26 protein-coding genes are annotated in these 14,429 nt (G+C 44.2%); all 26 read left to right on the top strand.

Annotated features, from left to right (window positions below):
- Nucleotides 1-17 precede the first annotated feature (17 nt).
- The 26 genes from W293_RS0109320 (at nt 18) to rpsM (ending at nt 14,429) form a co-directional block, all read left to right on the top strand.
- A complete protein-coding gene (locus W293_RS0109320) occupies nt 18-692 on the top strand; it encodes a Maf family protein (protein WP_025652182.1) in 675 nt (224 codons plus the stop codon).
- Between the two features lie 171 nt (nt 693-863).
- Entirely contained in the window at nt 864-2,477 is a 1,614-nt protein-coding gene (locus W293_RS0109325) for an Rne/Rng family ribonuclease (RefSeq protein WP_025652183.1), read from the top strand.
- 404 nt (nt 2,478-2,881) lie between these two features.
- Nucleotides 2,882-3,193 carry a 30S ribosomal protein S10 gene (rpsJ, locus tag W293_RS0109330; RefSeq protein WP_010196670.1) on the top strand — a complete coding sequence of 104 codons (312 nt, stop codon included), beginning with the start codon at nt 2,882-2,884 and terminating at the stop codon, nt 3,191-3,193.
- A gap of 49 nt (nt 3,194-3,242) precedes the next feature.
- On the top strand, nt 3,243-3,881 hold the full coding sequence (gene rplC, locus W293_RS0109335) for a 50S ribosomal protein L3 (RefSeq protein ID WP_025652184.1): 639 nt from the start codon (nt 3,243-3,245) through the stop codon (nt 3,879-3,881).
- Nucleotides 3,882-3,895: 14 nt separating this feature from the next.
- Nucleotides 3,896-4,498: a 50S ribosomal protein L4 gene (gene rplD, locus W293_RS0109340; protein ID WP_025652185.1), complete on the top strand. Its 603-nt coding sequence runs from the start codon at nt 3,896-3,898 to the stop codon at nt 4,496-4,498.
- Complete coding sequence (gene rplW, locus W293_RS0109345) at nt 4,495-4,845, top strand: 50S ribosomal protein L23 (protein ID WP_025652186.1); 351 nt, start codon at nt 4,495-4,497, stop codon at nt 4,843-4,845. The genes rplD and rplW overlap by 4 nt, the downstream gene beginning before the upstream one ends.
- Before the next feature lie 11 nt (nt 4,846-4,856).
- Complete coding sequence (gene rplB, locus W293_RS0109350) at nt 4,857-5,684, top strand: 50S ribosomal protein L2 (RefSeq protein WP_025652187.1); 828 nt, start codon at nt 4,857-4,859, stop codon at nt 5,682-5,684.
- A 12-nt stretch (nt 5,685-5,696) separates the two neighbouring features.
- Nucleotides 5,697-5,972 carry a 30S ribosomal protein S19 gene (gene rpsS / locus W293_RS0109355; protein WP_021813372.1) on the top strand — a complete coding sequence of 92 codons (276 nt, stop codon included), beginning with the start codon at nt 5,697-5,699 and terminating at the stop codon, nt 5,970-5,972.
- A 10-nt stretch (nt 5,973-5,982) separates the two neighbouring features.
- Nucleotides 5,983-6,312 (top strand): 50S ribosomal protein L22, encoded by a 330-nt coding sequence (rplV, locus tag W293_RS0109360; RefSeq protein WP_010196689.1) that lies wholly within the window; start codon nt 5,983-5,985, stop codon nt 6,310-6,312.
- 3 nt (nt 6,313-6,315) lie between these two features.
- Complete coding sequence (gene rpsC / locus W293_RS0109365) at nt 6,316-7,044, top strand: 30S ribosomal protein S3 (RefSeq protein ID WP_025652188.1); 729 nt, start codon at nt 6,316-6,318, stop codon at nt 7,042-7,044.
- Between the two features lie 3 nt (nt 7,045-7,047).
- The gene (rplP, locus tag W293_RS0109370; RefSeq protein ID WP_010196693.1) at nt 7,048-7,461 is read left to right on the top strand and encodes a 50S ribosomal protein L16; all 414 of its coding nucleotides are present in this window, start codon (nt 7,048-7,050) and stop codon (nt 7,459-7,461) included.
- The gene (gene rpmC, locus W293_RS0109375; RefSeq protein ID WP_010196696.1) at nt 7,461-7,658 is read left to right on the top strand and encodes a 50S ribosomal protein L29; all 198 of its coding nucleotides are present in this window, start codon (nt 7,461-7,463) and stop codon (nt 7,656-7,658) included. The genes rplP and rpmC overlap by 1 nt, the downstream gene beginning before the upstream one ends.
- Nucleotides 7,655-7,927 (top strand): 30S ribosomal protein S17, encoded by a 273-nt coding sequence (gene rpsQ / locus W293_RS0109380; protein WP_010196699.1) that lies wholly within the window; start codon nt 7,655-7,657, stop codon nt 7,925-7,927. Before rpmC ends, rpsQ begins: the two co-directional genes overlap by 4 nt.
- A 181-nt stretch (nt 7,928-8,108) precedes the next feature.
- Nucleotides 8,109-8,477 (top strand): 50S ribosomal protein L14, encoded by a 369-nt coding sequence (gene rplN / locus W293_RS0109385; RefSeq protein ID WP_010196702.1) that lies wholly within the window; start codon nt 8,109-8,111, stop codon nt 8,475-8,477.
- A gap of 8 nt (nt 8,478-8,485) precedes the next feature.
- A complete protein-coding gene (rplX, locus tag W293_RS0109390; protein WP_010196703.1) occupies nt 8,486-8,803 on the top strand; it encodes a 50S ribosomal protein L24 in 318 nt (105 codons plus the stop codon).
- Between the two features lie 21 nt (nt 8,804-8,824).
- On the top strand, nt 8,825-9,361 hold the full coding sequence (gene rplE / locus W293_RS0109395; RefSeq protein WP_025652189.1) for a 50S ribosomal protein L5: 537 nt from the start codon (nt 8,825-8,827) through the stop codon (nt 9,359-9,361).
- Nucleotides 9,362-9,373: 12 nt separating this feature from the next.
- Nucleotides 9,374-9,679 (top strand): 30S ribosomal protein S14, encoded by a 306-nt coding sequence (gene rpsN / locus W293_RS0109400; RefSeq protein ID WP_010196705.1) that lies wholly within the window; start codon nt 9,374-9,376, stop codon nt 9,677-9,679.
- A gap of 11 nt (nt 9,680-9,690) precedes the next feature.
- Nucleotides 9,691-10,089, top strand: a complete 399-nt coding sequence (gene rpsH, locus W293_RS0109405; protein WP_010196706.1) for a 30S ribosomal protein S8 — start codon at nt 9,691-9,693, stop codon at nt 10,087-10,089.
- Nucleotides 10,090-10,264: 175 nt separating this feature from the next.
- Nucleotides 10,265-10,798 carry a 50S ribosomal protein L6 gene (gene rplF / locus W293_RS0109410; protein ID WP_025652190.1) on the top strand — a complete coding sequence of 178 codons (534 nt, stop codon included), beginning with the start codon at nt 10,265-10,267 and terminating at the stop codon, nt 10,796-10,798.
- 11 nt (nt 10,799-10,809) lie between these two features.
- Nucleotides 10,810-11,160: a 50S ribosomal protein L18 gene (gene rplR, locus W293_RS0109415; protein WP_025652191.1), complete on the top strand. Its 351-nt coding sequence runs from the start codon at nt 10,810-10,812 to the stop codon at nt 11,158-11,160.
- Between the two features lie 2 nt (nt 11,161-11,162).
- Nucleotides 11,163-11,678, top strand: coding sequence for a 30S ribosomal protein S5 (rpsE, locus tag W293_RS0109420; RefSeq protein WP_010196711.1), 516 nt, complete (start codon nt 11,163-11,165; stop codon nt 11,676-11,678).
- Between the two features lie 20 nt (nt 11,679-11,698).
- The gene (gene rpmD, locus W293_RS0109425; protein ID WP_025652192.1) at nt 11,699-11,878 is read left to right on the top strand and encodes a 50S ribosomal protein L30; all 180 of its coding nucleotides are present in this window, start codon (nt 11,699-11,701) and stop codon (nt 11,876-11,878) included.
- The gene (gene rplO, locus W293_RS0109430) at nt 11,878-12,318 is read left to right on the top strand and encodes a 50S ribosomal protein L15 (protein ID WP_010196716.1); all 441 of its coding nucleotides are present in this window, start codon (nt 11,878-11,880) and stop codon (nt 12,316-12,318) included. The genes rpmD and rplO overlap by 1 nt, the downstream gene beginning before the upstream one ends.
- 19 nt (nt 12,319-12,337) lie before the next feature.
- A complete protein-coding gene (gene secY, locus W293_RS0109435) occupies nt 12,338-13,669 on the top strand; it encodes a preprotein translocase subunit SecY (protein WP_198015437.1) in 1,332 nt (443 codons plus the stop codon).
- Nucleotides 13,670-13,701: 32 nt separating this feature from the next.
- Complete coding sequence (rpmJ, locus tag W293_RS0109440) at nt 13,702-13,818, top strand: 50S ribosomal protein L36 (protein WP_010196721.1); 117 nt, start codon at nt 13,702-13,704, stop codon at nt 13,816-13,818.
- 254 nt (nt 13,819-14,072) lie between these two features.
- Nucleotides 14,073-14,429, top strand: coding sequence for a 30S ribosomal protein S13 (gene rpsM, locus W293_RS0109445; protein WP_021813384.1), 357 nt, complete (start codon nt 14,073-14,075; stop codon nt 14,427-14,429).

Genomic DNA, 14,429 nt, shown 5'->3' on the forward strand with positions numbered 1-14,429 from the left:
AAAATAAGAGAATAGCGATGGATATTATTTTAGCATCTGGTTCGCCGCGTCGTCGTGAGCTGCTAGCCAAAGCGCAGCTAGATTTTACGATTATGAGCGTCGATATCGATGAAACGCCACAAAGTAATGAGTCGCCTACAGAGTATATCGAGCGCATGGTCGCTACCAAAGCTGCCGCCGCAGTACAACAGCTAAATGACACACTTAAAACGAGCAAGGCCAATCTCGCTGAGCAGCTTATCATTTTGACCTCAGACACCATTGGTGTACTGCCAGATGGTCAGACGGTACTGGTAAAACCAACTGACCGTGAGCACGCCTATCGCATGTGGCAGCAAATGTCAGATAATACCCATGAAGTATGGACAGCGGTACAAGCTACTCACGTATCTCGTGTGCCTTTAGCTTCCAAGGGTGCCAATACAGCAGACCATGAGACAGTATTCCAAATCATCAAACAACAGCAAATCACCGAGCGCACAGCAGTCACCTTTATCCCGCTGACGATGGAGATGATGAGCCGTTATTGGGAAAGTGGCGAACCTGCTGATAAAGCAGGTGGTTATGGTATTCAAGGGTTGGGCGCGGCTTGGGTGAGTCGTATTAACGGTAGCTATACCAATGTCGTGGGCTTGCCACTGCCGCAAACGCTGGCATTGATTAAAAATATCACCGAGAGTGGCATTCATTAGATAGTCAGAAGGGCAGGGACAATTTTATTAATACGCTACAAGCCCTTAACTGCTTGTCTGCACATAACGACACGCTAGGGTAATGGGCAAGAGCAAGTCGCATTTGTTACACTATAAAGCCAGTAGGCGATGAACGCCCAATAAGAAAGCTGAAAGATAAGAGAAAAAATTATGTCCGAAGAGCTGCTGATTAATATTAGTCCAATGGAGTCACGTGTCGCCGTGTTAGACAACGGTGTCCTAGGCGAAATCTATATTGAGCGCCATCATAAATTGGGTCTGGTCGGCAATATCTATTTGGGTACCGTCGTGCGTGTCCTGCCGGGTATGCAAGCGGCCTTTGTCGATATCGGTCAGTCACGGACAGCGTTTTTACACGTCAATGATATGCAGCGTGAACCGCGTCCAGTCACCGAAAATAAGAATAAAATAGCTGAAGAGCGCAATAAGAACCCTGATGCTGGTACAGACAACACTGTGGTAGAAAATGGTATTGATGGCCTAGAAGTTAGCCCACCAGTGGTCAGTGCGCAAAGTACAGATGTCGTTCCTGTGTCTAAAACCCTTATCCAACACCGCTTACACGAAAGCCAACGTATCTTGGTACAAGTGACCAAAGACCAGCTGGGTAGCAAGGGCGCACGCTTAACCACCAATGTCTCTCTACCATCGCGCTATCTGGTATATCTGCCATCGAGCGATCATATCGGTATCTCGCAGCGTATCGATGGCGAAGAAGAGCGCAACCGTCTCAAAACTGAGCTGAATAGTTTGATGCAGACCGTCAACTTAAAAGGTGGGCTGATTGCCCGTACGGCTGCCGAGCGCGTGCCTGTCGATAAGTTGGAAGAAGATATTTATTATTTATTACAGCTATGGCGTACCATCTGCGCGCGGCGTCAAGAGATCAATCATCATCAAAGCTCAGAGCTTATTTACCAAGAGCTGGCTCTGCCACTACGCTCGATTCGTGACTTGGTACATACCGATACCGAAAAAGTCATTATCGATAATGCACAAATCTATGAGCAGGTCAGGCATTTCGCCAAAGAGTTCGTGCCTTTCGTCTACGATCGGATCGTGCATTACACGGCTGAGCAATCCTTATTTGACGTCCATCGGGTAGAAGACGATTTACGAGATGCGCTAAAACGTCGTGTCGATTTAAAGTCAGGTGGTTATCTAATTATTGATCAGACCGAAGCGATGACCACGATTGATGTTAATACGGGCTCTTTCGTTGGGGGACGTTCATTAGAAGATACCGTGTATAAGACTAACTTAGAAGCCACGCATGCCATCGCTCGGCAGCTGCGTTTGCGCAATCTGGGCGGCATTATTATCTTAGACTTTATTGATATGCTGGAGCAGCAGCATAAAGATGACGTGCTGGAGAGTTTACAGTCACAACTGGCACAAGACTATGCCAAGACTAAGATTACTCAGGTTAGTGAGCTTGGCTTGGTAGAGATGACCCGTAAGCGTACCCGTGAATCATTAGGGCAGCAACTGTGTGAGCCGTGTTCAACCTGTCAAGGGCGTGGCTTTGTCAAAACTGCTGAGACCGTTTGCTTTGAGATATTCCGCGAAATCATGCGCTGCGCGCGCACCTATAATTCACCGAAGAAGTTTACAGTAGTTGCTCATGCCGCAGTCATTGATTTACTACTCACTTCAGAGTCGGACACGGTGGCGGATTTAGAGTATCTGTTAGGTAGAGTCATTACTTTTGATGTAGAAAACCTCTATACACAAGAGCAGTACGATATTGTTTTAGACTTATAATTTGTACATCAGTAGGGGATTTAACACCTATTATTGAGTATGAATGGTGTTGTTTATAAAGCGTAATATCTTTAAATGCCGTGGATATTGCTCTTGCAATGAACGAAATACTATGTATAATATACACCACTGAATTATATATGCGCAGCCAATAAAAAAGCTGGCGCTATTACAGCTAGAGCATCGTTTCTAGCACTATTTCATTATGCCTTTGCTGACATCCTATTATGGAAGGGTCGGCGGGGCTTTAAACTATTTTACTTTTGGCATGCTATAAGTTCGGATAAAGAACTCATTCTGGTTAAGAACAGAAGGCCGCTTTAAGTGAATATTTAACCAAACGGCTTTTGGTCATATCCTTGCAAAGCAAGAGTGACGAAAGCACATATTAGGAGCTTGCTGGCATGGCTAACCAGAGAATCCGTATCCGTCTTAAGTCTTTTGATCATCGTCTGATTGATCAATCTGCACAAGAGATTGTTGATACTGCAAAGCGCACCGGTGCGCAAGTTTGTGGTCCTGTACCGTTGCCGACTCGCATTGAGCGCTTCAACGTTCTAACCTCACCACACGTTAACAAAGACGCTCGTGATCAGTACGAAATCCGTACTCATAAGCGTATGGTTGATATCGTTCAACCTACTGACAAAACTGTGGATGCGCTAATGAAGTTAGATTTAGCGGCGGGTGTTGACGTTCAAATTGCTTTGGGTTAATGCACACTACACACCCAACCCATTAATATAAGATATAAAGAGGTCTAAAATGGCGATCGGTTTAGTCGGTAAAAAATGCGGCATGACCCGTGTCTTCACTGAAACAGGCGCATCTATCCCTGTAACAGTGGTTGAGGTCAATGCAAACCGCATTACTCAAGTAAAAAATACTGATGTAGATGGCTATCAAGCCATCCAAATCACCACAGGTACCCGTCGTGACAGCCGCGTAACCGCTGCACAAAAAGGTCACTTCGCTAAAGCTGGTGTTGCAGCTGGTCGTGGTGTTTGGGAATTTCGTGCCAATGACAGCGATCTTGAAGGTCGTGAGATTGGCGGTGAGATCCTAGCTGACTTGTTCGAACAAGGTCAGATGGTTGATGTCACAGGACAGAGTAAAGGTAAAGGCTTTCAAGGCGGCGTAAAGCGTCACAACTTCAGCATGCAAGATGCCACTCACGGTAACTCAGTATCACATCGTGCTATCGGTTCAACTGGTCAAAACCAGTCACCAGGTAAAGTCTTCAAAGGCAAAAAAATGCCAGGTCAGATGGGTAACAAACGCGTTACCGTTCAAGGCCTAGAAGTGATATCGGTTGATGTTGAAAATGGGTTAATTGTCATCAAGGGTGCTATCCCTGGTGCCACCGGTGGCGATGTCATCGTACGTCCGTCAGTCAAAGCCTAAGCAAGGGGATTAACGTGGATTTAAAAACAGTTACAGGTGCGGCGGTTGAGCTTTCTGATACGGCTTTTGGTCGTGAATTCAACGAAGCATTAGTGCATCAAGTCGTCACCGCATATCTTGCTGGTGCTCGCCAAGGTACACGTGCACAAAAAACCCGTGCCGAAGTTTCTGGCGGTGGCATCAAGCCATGGCGCCAAAAAGGTACTGGTCGCGCTCGTGCAGGCTCTATTCGTAGCCCTATCTGGCGTGGGGGCGGTCGTGCATTTGCGGCCAAACCACAAGATTGGTCACAGAAAGTTAACCGTAAGATGTATCGCGGTGCTATGCAGTGTATCCTAGCCGAATTGATTCGCCAAGAGCGTCTGATTTTGGTTGAAGAGTTGAGCGTCTCTGGGCCTAAGACCAAAGAGCTTATCGCCAAGTTAAATGATTTGGGCGCACCTCGTGCACTCATCGTTACCAAAGACGTTGACGAAAACTTATACTTAGCCGCTCGCAACATTCCACACGTCAATGTACTTGGTACAAACGAAGTGGACCCAGTGAGTTTGATCGCTTTTGATAAAGTGATCATGTCAGTTGAAGCTGCGAAACAATTTGAGGAAGCACTAGCATGAATAACGCAAGACTTTATCAGATCCTAAGAGGACCTGTATTCTCAGAGAAATCTCAAATGCTTGGCGACTCATTTGGTGTGCAAGTATTTAAAATTGACTCTAACGCTACTAAGCTTGAAGTTAAAAAAGCAGTTGAGATGATGTTTGAAGGTGTTGAAGTTTTAAAAGTAAACACTTTGAACGTTAAAGGTAAGACAAAGCGTTTTGGTAAAAGCATCGGCCGTCGTAATGACTACAAAAAAGCCTATGTTACCTTAAAAGCTGGTCAAGATGTACAAATGGCTGATGCTGGTGAAGAGGTCGCGAATACGACTGCTTCTACTAGTGAAACAGCGAATAACGAATAAGGATTACACTCATGCCTATCGTAAGAGCAAAGCCAACATCACCAGGCCGTCGTTTTGTTGAAAAAGTGGTGCATCCACACCTTTATAAAGGTCGTCCTTATGCAGCGCTTCTCGAATCAAAAAGTAAGTCAGGTGGTCGTAACAATAATGGTCGCATAACGACTCGTCACATCGGTGGTGGTCATAAGCAACATTATCGTATTATCGATTTTAAACGCACCAAAGACAATATTCCAGCTACTGTAGAGCGTATTGAATACGATCCTAACCGTACTGCACATATTGCCTTACTTAAGTATGCTGATGGTGAGCGTCGCTATATCATTGCTGCTAAAAAACAAGCAGTTGGTGATACCGTGATGTCAGGTGAAACTTCACCTATCCGTCCAGGTAACTGTTTACCGTTGAAAAACATCCCATTGGGTACTGTGATTCACAATATCGAGCTTAAAATCGGTAAAGGTGCACAGATGGCTCGTTCTGCGGGTGCTAGTGTTCAATTACTAGGTCGTGACGGTATTTATGCTATTCTACGTATGCGTTCTGGCGAAACTCGCCGCGTTCATGTGAATTGCCGTGCTGTTATTGGTGAAGTATCGAACACTGAAAACAACTTGAAATCACTTGGTAAAGCCGGTGCTTCACGTTGGCGCGGTATTCGTCCTTCTGTTCGTGGTGTCGCTATGAACCCGGTTGATCACCCACACGGTGGTGGTGAAGGTCGTAACAAAGGTCGCCATCCAACCAGCCCTTGGGGTCAGAAGTCTAAAGGACTTAAAACGCGTCATAATAAGCGTACTGACAACATGATCATCCGCCGTCGCGCCAAGAAGAAATAAAGGAAGAATTTCATGCCTCGTTCATTGAAAAAAGGTCCATTCATAGACGCGCACTTGTTTGCTAAAGTTGAGAATGCATTAGACACCAACTCACGCAAGCCAATTAAGACTTGGTCGCGCCGCTCGATGATTCTGCCACAAATGGTTGGCCTAACTTTATCTGTTCACAACGGCCGTACTCATGTACCGGTTATCGTGAGCGAACAGATGGTTGGTCATAAACTAGGTGAATTTGCCCCGACTCGTACGTATCGTGGTCATGGCATTGACAGAAAAGCTAAGAAATAAGGTGCTTACCATGGAAGTAACTGCAAAATTACGCGGTGCCGCCATATCGGCACAAAAAGTTAGACTCGTTGCTGATGAAGTTCGTGGCAAATCTATCGAGCGTGCTTTGGATATCCTAACGTATAGTAATAAAAAAGGCGCTGTGTTTGTTAAGAAATGTCTTAACTCAGCCATCGCCAATGCCGAAAACAACAACGGTTTAGACATTGATACGCTTAAAGTATCAACTATATACGTTGATGAAGGCATTACGCTAAAACGTATCCTACCACGTGCTAAAGGTCGCGCTGATCGTATCAGTAAGCGTACCTGTCACATCACTATAAAGGTAGGAGAATAAGTTATGGGTCAAAAAGTACATCCAATCGGAATTCGTCTTGGTGTTGTCAAAAAGCATAACGCAAACTGGTATGCTAACCCTAAACAATACTCAGAATACCTCATCAACGACATTCAAGTTCGTGAGTATCTACGCAAAAAGCTAGACAACGCTATGATCAGCAACATCATGATCGAGCGTCCTACTGGCGCCGCTAAGATTACCATCGCCACTGCGCGTCCTGGTATTGTTATCGGCAAAAAAGGCGAAGATATCGAAAGACTTCAAAAAGAATTGACCAAAATTATGGGCGTACCTGCTCAGGTCAACATTGAAGAAATCACGTCACCTGATCTTGATGCACGTTTGGTAGCAGATGGTATCGCAAGTCAGCTTGAGCGTCGTGTTATGTTCCGCCGTGCGATGAAACGCGCCGTACAGAACAGCATGCGTTCTGGTGCTAAAGGCATTAAAGTTGAGCTGTCTGGCCGTCTTGGCGGTGCTGAGATTGCTCGTAGTGAATGGTATCGTGAAGGCCGTGTGCCATTACATACACTTCGCGCTGATATTGACTATGCGTCAGTACGTGCAGAAACAACTTACGGCACCATCGGTGTAAAAGTTTGGATCTTCCGCGGAGAAATCCTTGACGGTATGAACAGTGTTTATAATCCGGTCAAAGAAGAGCAGACTCGTGCGCCAAAACGCCGTGGTCGTGGAAACGGAAACCGTCGAAACTCAGACAGAGGTTAAACTATGTTACAGCCAAAACGTACCAAGTTTCGTAAAATGCACAAAGGTCGTAACACTGGGCTAGCTCATCGTGGAAGCACCGTTGCATTCGGACAAATTGGTCTAAAATCATTGACGCGCGGTCGTATGACAGCCCGTCAAATTGAAGCGGCACGTCGTACCATTACTCGTAAGATTAAGCGTGGTGGTAAGATTTGGATTCGTGTATTCCCAGACAAACCAATTACTAATAAACCATTAGAAGTACGTATGGGTAAAGGTAAGGGTCCTGTAGAGTATTGGGTATGCGAAATCAAACCTGGTAAAGTGCTATATGAAATTGAAGGGGTACCAGAAGAGCTTGCACGTGAAGCTTTCACGCTTGCTGCAGCAAAACTGCCCTTTAAAACTACCATTGTTAAGCGGACGATAATGTAATGAAGATCAGTGAATTACGTGATAAATCATTAGAAGAACTGACCCAGTTACTTGATGAAAAGCAACTTGATGCTTTCCGTATTCGTATGGCTAAAGCAACTGGTCAGTTGGGTAATACCCATGAAGTCAGAGGCAATCGTCGCACGATTGCTCAGATTCAGACTTTGATTAACGAGAAACAACGAGGCGACTCATGAGCGATAACAATCAAACAGCTAATGCTAGCGTATTGACAGGAAGAGTTGTCAGCGACAAGATGGACAAGTCCATCACAGTTTTGATTGAACGTCTGGTTCGTCATCCTTTGTATGGCAAGCAGCTTCGTCGTTCTACAAAAATCAAAGCTCATGATGAGAATAACGTTTGCCAACAAGGCGACCTTGTCCGCATCAAAGAAACGCGTCCAATCTCAAAAACTAAGTCTTGGACTTTAGTTGATGTGGTTGAAAAAGTAGAAAAAATCTAAGTAAATTGCATTAAAAGCCAGAAGCTGTTAAAATAGCCGCCTTTTTAAGGATGCTGATTGCGCCGAGCGTATATCACTCACATTAAGAGTAGCAGCGGTTATTTATATTAAAATGCCGACTACTCATACTGTGCTAGCGGCAGCAACTGGTTTTTATTGCTCATACGTGTGGAGTAACGCTATGATTCAGGTTGAGTCAATGCTGGAAGTTGCAGACAATAGCGGTGCAAGGCGAGTTCAGTGCATTAAAGTACTGGGTGGCTCTCATCGTCGTTATGCATCAGTTGGCGACATTATTAAAGTAACGGTTAAAGAAGCCATTCCTCGCGGTCGTGTTAAAAAAGGCGACGTGATGAATGCGGTAGTTGTACGTACCAAAAAAGGCGTTCGTCGTCCTGATGGTTCTGTTCTGCGTTTTGATGACAATGCTGCGGTATTGTTGAACCAAAACAAAGCACCGATTGCAACTCGTATTTTTGGACCGGTAACTCGTGAACTACGTGGTGATCAGTTTATGAAAATTGTATCCCTAGCACCAGAAGTATTGTGAGGTAATCCATGTCAAAATTACGTAAAGGCGATACAGTTATCGTGATTGCTGGTAAAGATAAAGGCAAACAAGGTACTGTACAAGCTGTAAAAAATGATCGTATTAAAGTAGAAGGCATTAATATTGTTACTAAACATCAGAAGCCAAATCAGGCGACTGGCGTTGAAGGTGGCATTCTTAAGCAAGAAGCTTTTCTGCATATCTCAAATGTCGCAATATTAAATGCGCAAACCCAAAAAGCTGATCGTATTACTTATCAGTTCGGCGAAGACGGCAATAAACAACGCGTCTATCGTTCGAACGGTGAAGTAGTGGCGACTGCGTAAGACACTAAGGGTGTAATGGTAATGGCAAGATTAAAATCTTTATATAACGATGAACTAAAGCAGCAAATCAAAGAAGACCTTGGTTTAGCGAACGTGATGCAAGTGCCTAAAATCACTAAAATCACACTTAACATGGGTGTAGGCGGCGCGTCTCAAGACAAGAAATTGCTTGAAGGTGCAGTAGCCGACATGACCGCTATTGCTGGTCAAAAACCTGTGGTCACTAAAGCGCGTAAATCAGTTGCTGGCTTTAAGATTCGTGAAGAATGGCCAATTGGCTGTAAAGTAACGCTACGCGGTGAGCAAATGTACGAATTTTTAGATCGTCTCATTGCCATTGCAATTCCTCGTATTCGTGATTTCCGTGGTTTTTCACCTAAAGCCTTTGACGGACGTGGTAACTACTCATTGGGTATCAAAGAACAAATCGTATTCCCAGAAGTAGACTTTGACAAGATTGATCGTATCCGCGGTATGGATGTAACAATCACCACGTCAGCTCAATCTGATGAAGAAGGTCGCGCGTTGCTTAAAGCATTCGGCTTCCCATTTAAATAAGGTAAAGACGTTATGGCAAAGAAGAGCATGATTAACCGCGAATTGAAGCGCGAAAAAATGGTTGCTAAATATGCTGAAAAGCGTATCAAGCTAAAAGAAACTATCAGTGATATGACTGCAAGTGACGAAACTCGTATGGAAGCGATGCTAGAGCTACAAGCTCTTCCACGTAACTCATCACCAGTACGTCTGCGCAATCGTTGTGCTATCACCGGTCGTCCTCACGGTTACTTCCGCAAGTTTGGCTTATCACGCAATATGCTGCGTGAGCGTGTCATGCAAGGCGATGTGCCTGGTGTTCGTAAAGCAAGCTGGTAAGGAGTAACTATATGAGTATGCAAGATACCGTTGGGGATATGCTAACCCGTATTCGTAACGCACAAATGGCTAACAAAGTATCGGTAGCAATGCCGAGCTCTAAACTACGTAAATCAATTGCTGATTTACTGGTTAGCGAAGGTTATGTAGCGAACGCTGTTGTCACTGAACAAGACAACAATAAAGCCACACTAACTATCGAACTAAAATACTTCGAAGGTAAAGCTGTTATCGAAACGATTCAACGTTTCAGCCGTCCTGGTTTACGCCAGCATCGCGGTAAAGACGCTATCCCTACTGTTAAACAAGGTATGGGTGTTGCTATCGTATCAACCAGTCAAGGTATCATGAGCGATCGTGCTGCACGCGCTGCTGGTATCGGTGGTGAAATCGTTGCATTTGTAGCGTAAGCTACACGACTATAAAGTCTATTTGATGCTTGTTAGACTTCTATCAATTGAGTAATTATAAATTATTTCAAATTGATAGGTGTCTAACGCCATCAATTATGCTAAACTAACACGCTTTTTAGCCTGTTAGTTTTTTCGCTAATAGAAGTAAGTTAATTTTTTAAGGAATATTCCTATGTCTCGTGTGGCTAAAGCCCCAGTAGCACTGCCTAACGGCGTAAGTGTTACTTTGAACGATCGGCAGGTCGAAGTTAAAGGCAAGAACGGCAATTTGTCTTTACGCCTGCATGAATTGGTCGAGCTGAAACAGGAAGATGATGCAATCATTTTCTCACCTACAGTCGATTCAAAAGAAGCCATGATGCACACTGGCACCATGCGCGCTTTGCTTAACAACTATGTTACAGGCGTGAATGAAGGCTTTGAAAGACGTCTTCAACTAATTGGTGTTGGTTATCGTGCTCAAGCTACTGGTAATAAAGTAACGCTAAACGTTGGTTACTCACATCCAGTAGAATATACGCTACCTGAAGGTGTGTCGGCTGAAACCCCAACGCAAACTGAAATTGTTTTGAAATCAAACAATAAACAGCAGCTTGGTCAAGCAGCGGCTAATATCCGCGCTTTCCGTCCACCAGAGCCTTATAAAGGTAAAGGTATTCGTTATAGTGACGAGCATGTGATTCGCAAAGAAGCCAAGAAAAAATAAGGTGAGTTGAAATGTTTGATAAAAAAGCAGCTCGTCTACGTCGAGCAAAGAAAACCCGCGCACATATCCGTCATTTAGGCGCACATCGTCTAACGGTTAACCGTACGCCGAAACATATTTATGCCCAGATTATCTCTCCGAACGGTGGTGAAGTGATTGCTCAGGCATCTACCTTAGACAGCAGCTTGCGTTCAGGCGCGACTGGTAATGCTGATGCAGCGACGTCTGTAGGCCAATTAATCGCAGAACGCGCAAAAGCAGCTGGTATTACTAAAGTTGCCTTTGACCGTAGTGGTTTTAAATATCATGGTCGAGTAAAAGCTTTAGCTGAAGCGGCTCGCGAAAACGGATTGGAGTTTTAATCATGGCTAGAAATGATAAAAATGATAAAAATGAACAGACTGACGGTCTAGTAGAACGCTTAGTTACCGTTGATCGCGTTGCAAAAGTAGTTAAAGGTGGTCGTATTTTCTCTTTCACTGCGTTAACCGTAGTGGGCGATGGCAATGGCCGCGTTGGCTTTGGTCGTGGTAAAGCACGTGAAGTGCCAGCTGCTATTCAAAAAGCACTAGAAGCTGCTAAACGCAATATGATTACTGTTGAGCTCAACGATGCAACTTTGTATCATCCGATCAAAGCACGTCATGGTGCTAGTAAAGTCTACATGCAGCCTGCATCTGAAGGTACTGGCGTAATCGCTGGTGGCGCAATGCGTGCTGTGTTAGAAGTTGCTGGTGTCAAAGATGTTTTGACTAAATGTTATGGTTCTACCAATACTGCTAACGTGGTTCGCGCTACGTTTAACGGTTTACGTGATATGTCAACTCCAGAGAAGATGGCAGCGAAACGTGGTAAATCTGTAGACGAAATCTTGGGTTAACTTAGACTAGGTGAGTTACGATGAAAAAAATGAAAGTCACTCAATTGAAATCGGGTGCCCATCGCCTAAAGAGCCACAAAGCATGCTTGAAAGGATTGGGTTTACGCCGTATTAATCATTCTGTTGTAGTAGAAGATACTCCTTCAACTCGTGGTATGGTCAATCGCGTTAACTACTTGGTAAAAGTGGAGGAAGCGTAATGGGTCTTAGATTAAATGAATTATCACCAGGTGTTGGCGCAAAGAAAACTGCCCAACGTCGTGGTCGTGGTATCGGTTCAGGTCTTGGTAAGACTGGTGGTCGTGGTGTAAAAGGTCAGAAATCTCGTTCAGGTTCTAGCATACGCTCAGGATTTGAAGGTGGTCAAATGCCTTTATATCGCCGTCTACCAAAATTTGGTTTTACCAGTAGAATGGCAATGACGACTGCTGAAGTTCGTCTGTCTGAATTGAACAAAATTGAAGGCGATGTTGTCAGCATTGAAACACTTAAAGCTGCCAACCTTATCCGTCATGATATGAAGCGTGCTCGTGTAATGTTATCAGGCGAAGTGACCAAAGCTTATACCTTTAAAGGTATCAAAGTGACTAAAGGCGCTAAGCAAGCAATCGAAGCTGCTGGTGGTAGCATCGAGGAGTAGTAACGTGTCAAAACAATCAATGTCATCGGCTGGTATACCGCTCAATCCATTTGCTTTTATACGTAAGTATGATGAGCTATGGACGCGTTTATTATTCTTAATCGGCGCATTGATTGTTTATCGTTTAGGGTCACACATTCCGGTACCGGGTATTAACCCCGTTAATTTGGCTGATCTGTTTTCGCGCAACGAAAATACCATTCTGAGCATGTTTAACATGTTCTCAGGTGGTGCGCTAGAGCGTATGTCCATCATGGCACTTGGCATCATGCCATATATCTCTGCATCTATTATCGTACAGATGATGTCTGCAGTGTTGCCATCGCTTGAAGCCCTCAAAAAAGAAGGTGAAGCAGGACGACGCAAGCTAAATAAGTATACCCGTCAAGGGACACTTGCTTTAGCCCTAGTACAGTCATTAGGAATGTGTGCTGGCTTAATCAGCCAAAATCTTACCCTATCTTCTGGTTTGACTTTTTATATTCCAGCCGTGACTTCATTGGTCGCAGGCGCTATGTTCTTGATGTGGCTTGGTGAGCAGATTACAGAGCGTGGTGTAGGTAATGGTATTTCAATGCTGATTTTTGCCAGTATTGTGGCTGGTACGCCAGGTATGATTTCGCAATCTATTGAACAGGTCAATCAAGGTCAAATGAACTTGATTGTGCTCTTTATTTTTGTACTGCTAGGTATCGCGGTTACCGCGGGTATCGTCTATATTGAACGAGCGCAGCGACGTGTACCAGTAAACTATGCACAGAAGCAACAGCAAGGTCGTAAGATCTATGCGCAGCAGCAATCACATTTGCCGTTGAAGCTTAACATGGCAGGGGTTATCCCAGCCATTTTTGCCAGTTCGCTATTGTTATTTCCAGCAAGTTTAGGGCAGTGGGTTGGTCAATCAACTGATCCTACCTTTGTACAAAAAATATTGCAAAATATGGCATTGGTATTGTCCCCAGGGCAACCGCTATATTTAGTACTGTTCGGTGCAATGATTATTTTCTTCTGTTATTTCTACACGGCTTTGGTATTTAGTCCGCGTGAAGTGGCAGAAAACCTTAAACGTAGTGGTGCGTATATCCCAGGTATTCGCCCAGGACAACAAACTCAGCGTTATCTCGATCATGTATTAAACCGACTGACCTTTATTGGCGCGATGTATATTACGGTTATTTGTTTAATGCCAATGGTCGTCCAGTCATCGTTTGGTGTACCGTTTCAACTTGGTGGTACGTCGCTACTGATTATGGTGGTTGTGGTAATGGACTTCATCTCGCAAATTCAAGCGCATTTGATGACCCATCAATATCATGATCAGACGTTAATTCAATCGCCCACTCAACCTTAAATGAGCGGTACGATATCTCAAAGGAGTATGCTATGAAAGTTCAAGCATCAGTTAAAAAGATTTGTGGTAGCTGTAAAGTTGTACGCCGTAAAGGCCGTGTACATATTATTTGTACAGCAGAACCGCGCCACAAGCAACGTCAAGGTTAATATTTGAGTAGGGTAAAGCAACACGCTCAACCTACTAGTTAAATTAATACTTGAAAAACAACGGCGGATGCGATATCATCCGCCACTTGCCGTAGTTTATGCAAAAACTTTTATAATAGCGTCAATGAACGGACTTATTCACAAGTCAAAACAGCGATAATAATTATAGAAGCTTTAGTATTGACAGCAAAAAATCTGAAAATTAAAGCCTTATTGATAAATAAAGCTTATTTTTCTTTAATGGAGAGAAATCAATGGCTCGTATTGCCGGCGTAAACATTCCGGATAATAAGCATGCTGTTATTTCATTAACTTACATCTTTGGTGTAGGCCGTACCACTGCTCAGAAAATCTTAGAAGCAGTTGGCATTGCCCCTACTACTAAAGTCAGTCAGTTAGATGATACACAGTTAGATGCTATCCGTGCACAAGTTGCAAATTACATGACGGAAGGTGATCTTCGTCGTGAAGTGTCAATGAATATCAAGCGTTTAGTTGATCTCGGTTGTTACCGTGGCATCCGCCATCGTCGTAACCTACCAGTTAGAGGTCAGAACACCAAGAATAACGCTCGTACTCGTAAGGGTCCGACACGCCCTCTCAAAAGATAA

The organism is Psychrobacter sp. TB67, from assembly GCF_000511065.1.
Classification (GTDB): domain Bacteria; phylum Pseudomonadota; class Gammaproteobacteria; order Pseudomonadales; family Moraxellaceae; genus Psychrobacter; species Psychrobacter okhotskensis.